Here is a 338-nt window from a genome sequence, read left to right as displayed (position 1 = left end):
CGTCCTGAGCCACCATTTGTTTGCTTTAAGATCTGATTAGGCCGGCGTAGCTCAATCGGTAGAGCAACTGAATCGTAATCAGTAGGTTGGGGGTTCAAGTCCTCTCACCGGCACCATTTACTGATTCGTGTATATAATAATGGAGGGGTAGCGAAGTGGCTAAACGCGGCGGACTGTAAATCCGCTCCCTCAGGGTTCGGCGGTTCGAATCCGTCCCCCTCCACCATTTTTAGGGGTATAGTTTAAAGGTAGAACGAAGGTCTCCAAAACCTTTGGTGTGGGTTCAATTCCTACTACCCCTGCCATATTTATTATGGCGGTTGTGGCGAAGTGGTTAA

The 338-nt window shown here is 48.8% G+C and carries 3 tRNA genes; all 3 read left to right on the top strand.

From position 1 onward, the window contains the following. The first annotated feature begins 40 nt into the window (after positions 1–40). The 3 genes from V7083_RS08065 (at position 41) to V7083_RS08055 (ending at position 305) form a co-directional block, all read left to right on the top strand. A tRNA-Thr gene (locus tag V7083_RS08065) sits at positions 41–116 on the top strand. A 25-nt stretch (positions 117–141) separates the two neighbouring features. Next, positions 142–226: transfer RNA gene (locus V7083_RS08060), tRNA-Tyr, on the top strand. Between the two features lie 5 nt (positions 227–231). Continuing rightward, positions 232–305, top strand: a tRNA-Trp gene (locus V7083_RS08055). The last annotated feature ends 33 nt before the right edge of the window (positions 306–338 follow it).

It is taken from the genome of Bacillus sp. JJ1764 (genome assembly GCF_036962145.1).
Classification (GTDB): domain Bacteria; phylum Bacillota; class Bacilli; order Bacillales; family Cytobacillaceae; genus Neobacillus.
The sequence above is the reverse complement of the archived record's forward strand: the minus strand, read 5'-3'. Positions and strand labels throughout refer to the sequence as shown.